A 4,548-nucleotide genomic window follows, 5' to 3' on the forward strand; every position below is an offset into this window, starting at 1 on the left:
CGCGCTGCTCCTGCTTGCCGTGCCACGTATCGAGGCCCGCCGCCGCGTAGCCTTCCTGCTCGGCACGCTCGGCATCGCCATCCTATTCATATCGCCCTTGTGCAGGCTGACGGCCGCGCTGTTTTCCGTTCGTGCCGTCCACCACGTCGTCCTGGCGGCCGTCCTCGCGCCTTTGTTCGCCTGGGCACTGCCGGTGCGGCCACTGTCTTCCGCCCGCACATCGCTGTCCCTCGTCGTGCTCCTCCACGCCGCCACCTTCTGGTTCTGGCACGCGCCGGCCGTTTATGATCACGCCGTCGTCTCCGCTGCGTTGTATTGGCTGATGCAGGTGACAATTGTCGGCACGGCGTTTTGGATGTGGCAGCAGGTGTTCCACCGTCCGCAGCCCGCCGCCGCGATTCTGGCGCTGCTCGCAACCGTCGTGCAGATGGGCATGCTCGGCGCTTTGCTGACCTTCCAGACGACGGCGCTCTATCAAACGCACGCTCTGACCACGCAGCCCTTCGGCCTGTCGCCCCTCGAAGACCAGCAGCTGGCCGGCCTCATCATGTGGGTGCCCGCTGCGGCACCCTATCTGATCGTTGCGCTTGTCAGGTTGCTGACGCTGCTGAAACCTTCAGGAGAGAGCCAGGCTTCATGGTCTGGCTGAAATTCCTCCACATCACGGCCATCGCGATCTGGAGCGCCGGGCTGATCTGTTTGCCCGGCCTTTACATGCGCCGCGCGCTTGTTCCCAACCAGGCGGCGCTGCACGAGTTGCAGGCGCTGGTGCGCTACCTTTACGTCGTGATCCTCTCGCCCGCCGCATTCATCGCGATCGGCAGCGGCACCGTGCTGATCTTCCTGCGCGAAACCTTTGAAGCCTGGTTCTCAGTCAAATTGGCTTTTGTCGGCGTGATGGTGCTGATCCACGCTCTGACCGGCATGGTCATCATCCGCCTGTTCGACAAAGGCTATATCTATCCACCCTGGCGCTTCGTCGCGACCACGGCCACGACCGTGCTGACCGTCACGCTGGTTCTGTTCGTGGTTCTCGCCAAGCCGATCGTGCCGGATCTTCTCCCCGATGTGCTACGCGAACCCGGCGGACTATCGCGCCTGCTCGGCGACCTCATTCCTTATCTGAGATGATGAGGCCGATGCCGTGATCAAACACCAGTTTTCCCCCGTGCCAGCCCGCCAAACCGGTAAAAAGGCTCGCCAGAACGGACAAAAGCAGGCCGTGAGGCAGGATATTTTCCGGGTTTTGCATCCGAAAACCCCAGTTCAAACCGAGAATAGCGATCAGCATCATGGCCGCAATCGCATGCGTCCAGCTGGCAACCCGGATGCGGATACCCCTGACCAGAACGAGCTCGGCCGTGCCGATCAAACCGGCCAAGGCAGCGGTTGCGAAGGCAAAACCGCTCGACCACAAGCCGACCCGCACCCAGAACGGATCGCCGGTGAACCAGTAGAAAACATCGACACCGAGTGTCGCAATCGCCAGGGCGATGGGGAAATGAACGCCCATCGCATGCAGGGGATGACCGGCAACGGCCACGGTGGATTGCACGTCCTCGTCAAGGACTTCCTCGATCACGGGACCCTTGCCGCTGGCATCGGACATGCAGTGTCTCCTTTGAAAACGGACCTCGGCTCGAGAAAGCCCCGCGCAAAAGCGTCCTACACGACATATGCATCCCGGCTGCTTCGTCCAGCCCCGATCCTCAGCATGGCCCTGATGCTCGGTGCCTGCACAGGCGACCTGTCTGCACTGGATGCGGCCGGCCCGAACGCCCGCAACGTCGCCAATCTCTGGTGGATCATGGTGGCCGGCTCTGCCGTGATCTTTGTTCTGGTCGCCGCGATCCTGTGCCTCTCCTTCACCCAGCGCGGCCGCCACTGGCTTTCCGCGCGCTGGCTGATCGTGGGCGGCGGGCTCGTCATGCCGACCGCCGTAATCGCCGCTCTGGTTGCGACCTCCTTCGCCTTGGGCGAAAGGTTGTTCGTTCATGCCGAACAAGCGCCGCTGCGCATCGAAGCCACGGCGCGCCAATGGCAGTGGGAGTTTCGCTATCCCGGCAGCGAAAGGGCGCTCTCGCTCAACGAGCTGCACATCCCCGCCGGTCGGCCGGTGGACTTCACGGTCACCAGCGGCGATGTCATCCACAGCTTCTGGATCCCGCGTCTCGGCGGCAAGATCGACGCCATTCCCGGTCACACGAACACAATCCGGCTGATGGCTGAAAAGCCCGGTCACTATGGCGGCATCTGCGCCGAATTCTGCGGCGAGGGGCATGCTGTGATGCGCTTTTCGGTGGAAGCCCACGAACCGCAGCGCTTCACAGAAATCGTCGAACAGCTGAGTGCATCCGGGGCAGGGCATTAATCATGGACCAGCCAAGCCCCGGTTCGCCGATCAAGCTGCACCACGACCTGCAAGCCATCTGGGACACCAAGCCCGGATGGGGCCGCCTGTCGGCCGTCAACCATACGGTTCTCGGCAGGCGCTTCATCATCGCGGCTTTCGTGTTCTTCGCGATCGGCGGCGTGCTGGCCATGCTGATCCGCGCGCAGCTCGCCACCCCGCGCAGCGCTTTTGTCGGGCCTGATATCTACAACCAGCTTTTCACCATGCATGGCACGGTGATGATGTTCTTGTTTGCGATCCCCATGTTCGAGGGCTTTGCGATCTATCTCCTGCCCAAGATGCTCGGTGCGCGTGACATGGCCTTTCCGCGCCTCACCGCTTACGGCTTCTGGTGCTATGTCTTCGGCGGCTCGATCCTGATCGCGGCGCTGCTTCTCGGCGTCGCGCCGGACAGTGGCTGGTTCATGTACACGCCGCTCAGCTCATCCACCTATTCGCCGGGCATCAATGCCGATATCTGGCTGCTCGGCATCACCTTCGTGGAGATTTCCGCACTGTCGGCCGCGATCGAGATCACCGTTTCGATCCTGAAGATGCGCGCGCCGGGCATGTCGATCGACCGGCTGCCGATCATGGCCTGGTATCTGCTGGTCACCGCGCTGATGATGCTGTTCGGCTTCCCGCCGCTGATCCTGGGCTCGATCCTGCTCGAGCTCGAACGCGCCTTCGACCTGCCATTCTTCGATCCCGTTCGCGGCGGCGACAGTTTGCTGTGGCAGCACCTGTTCTGGCTGTTCGGCCATCCGGAAGTCTACATCATCTTCCTGCCGGCGGCCGGCGCCATCTCGATGATGATCCCGACCTTTGCGCGGCATCCGCTGGTCGGCTACCGCGCGATCATTGCGGCCATCATCGCCGTCGGCTTCCTGTCCTTCGGCCTTTGGGTCCACCACATGTTCGCCATCGGCATTCCGCATCTGGCGCTCGCCTTCTTTTCCGCAGCCAGCGGCCTGGTGGCAATCCCGACCGGCCTGCAGATCTTCGCCTGGATCGCCACTCTGGCATCGGGACGCCCGCGCTTTGATGTGCCGATGCTCTATCTCGCCGGCTTCTTCGTGATCTTCGTAATTGGCGGCCTGACCGGCGTGATGCTCGCCATGGTGCCCTTCAACCTGCAAGCGCATGACACGCATTTCGTGGTGGCCCATCTGCATTACGTGCTGGTCGGCGGCTTCGTGTTCCCCATGCTTGCCGCCGCCTATTACTGGCTGCCGCACATCACCGGGCGGATGTCCGATCACAAATTGTCGGTGCCGGCCTTCTGGCTGATCTTCGGCGGCTTCAACATGACCTTCTTCCTGATGCATCTGACGGGCCTGCTCGGCATGCCCCGTCGCATCGCGTCCTATCCGCCTGAAGCCAAGTGGGAATGGCTGAACCTCCTTTCGTCGGTCGGCAGCTTCCTGATGGCGATCGGCTTTGCGCTCTTCGTGGTCGACATCGTCCTGCAAGTGCGCTTCGGCAAAGCCTTCCGGCGTAATCCCTGGGGTGCGCGCAGCCTGGAATGGGCGACACCCACCCCGCCGCCAGCCTATGCCTTTGCCTCTCTTCCGCGCGTGCAAAGCCGTGCAGACTGGCTCGACCCGGAAGAGCACGCCGTGAAGCTCGCCGCCGGACGCGGTTACCTCGGCTTTGCGCGCTATGGCTGGATGGAAACGCTGGGCGTCGGCATGATTGAAGGCGAGCCGGACCAAGTCATTGTTCTGCCCAAGCCCACGATCCTGCCCCTGTGGACCGGGCTGGCGACCGGCGCAATGGTTCTGTGCCTGTTGTTCAAGGCCTATTGGCTGGCCCTGCTACCCCTTGCGATCACAGTGACTTTGCTCTTGTGCTGGACGCGCACAACCGGCGCGCAGTCGGATCTCGGCCCGCTGCCGATCGGCCATGGTCAATCAGCGTCGGTGCATTGGGAAGCAGACCGGCCGCCGTCCTGGTGGGCCATGGTCTTTACGCTGGGCGCCGACGCCACCTTCTTCGCCTCCCTCCTGTTCGGCTGCGTGTTCCTGGCCCTGATCGCCCCGGCCTGGCCCCCGCCGGTAATCGCGTCTCCAAGCTACGGCTTACTTGCTCTTGCCTCCTTGCTGATGATCGCCGCCGCGATCTATGGCCGCCTTGCCTTGCGCGATCTCGCTCGC

General features: G+C 63.0%; 5 protein-coding genes. 4 read left to right on the plus strand and 1 reads right to left on the minus strand.

The genetic code is table 11. The annotated features are described in order from the left end of the window. Both RTX98_RS18380 and RTX98_RS18385 read left to right on the plus strand, forming a co-directional pair. The coding region (locus RTX98_RS18380; protein ID WP_312798239.1) for a cytochrome c oxidase assembly protein at positions 1 to 649 on the plus strand (649 nt) is incomplete at its 5' end. Continuing rightward, positions 637 to 1,131, plus strand: a complete 495-nt coding sequence (locus tag RTX98_RS18385; RefSeq protein ID WP_312798240.1) for a CopD family protein — start codon at positions 637 to 639, stop codon at positions 1,129 to 1,131. The genes RTX98_RS18380 and RTX98_RS18385, both read left to right, overlap by 13 nt. Here RTX98_RS18385 and RTX98_RS18390 read toward each other — a convergent pair. Beyond that, positions 1,112 to 1,609 (minus strand): DUF2231 domain-containing protein, encoded by a 498-nt coding sequence (locus RTX98_RS18390; protein ID WP_312798241.1) that lies wholly within the window; start codon positions 1,607 to 1,609, stop codon positions 1,112 to 1,114. The two genes, RTX98_RS18385 and RTX98_RS18390, sit on opposite strands and share 20 nt — an antisense overlap. Positions 1,610 to 1,714: 105 nt before the next feature. On the opposite strand from RTX98_RS18390, the gene coxB reads away from it, so the two are divergent. Continuing rightward, positions 1,715 to 2,371, plus strand: coding sequence for a cytochrome c oxidase subunit II (gene coxB, locus RTX98_RS18395; RefSeq protein ID WP_312798242.1), 657 nt, complete (start codon positions 1,715 to 1,717; stop codon positions 2,369 to 2,371). Between the two features lie 2 nt (positions 2,372 to 2,373). Next, positions 2,374 to 4,548 (plus strand): cytochrome c oxidase subunit I (gene ctaD, locus RTX98_RS18400; RefSeq protein WP_312798243.1); only part of this gene is annotated, 2,175 nt, incomplete at its 3' end.

Origin of the sequence: Tianweitania sp. (genome assembly GCF_032053605.1) — a bacterium.
GTDB lineage: Bacteria > Pseudomonadota > Alphaproteobacteria > Rhizobiales > Rhizobiaceae > Tianweitania.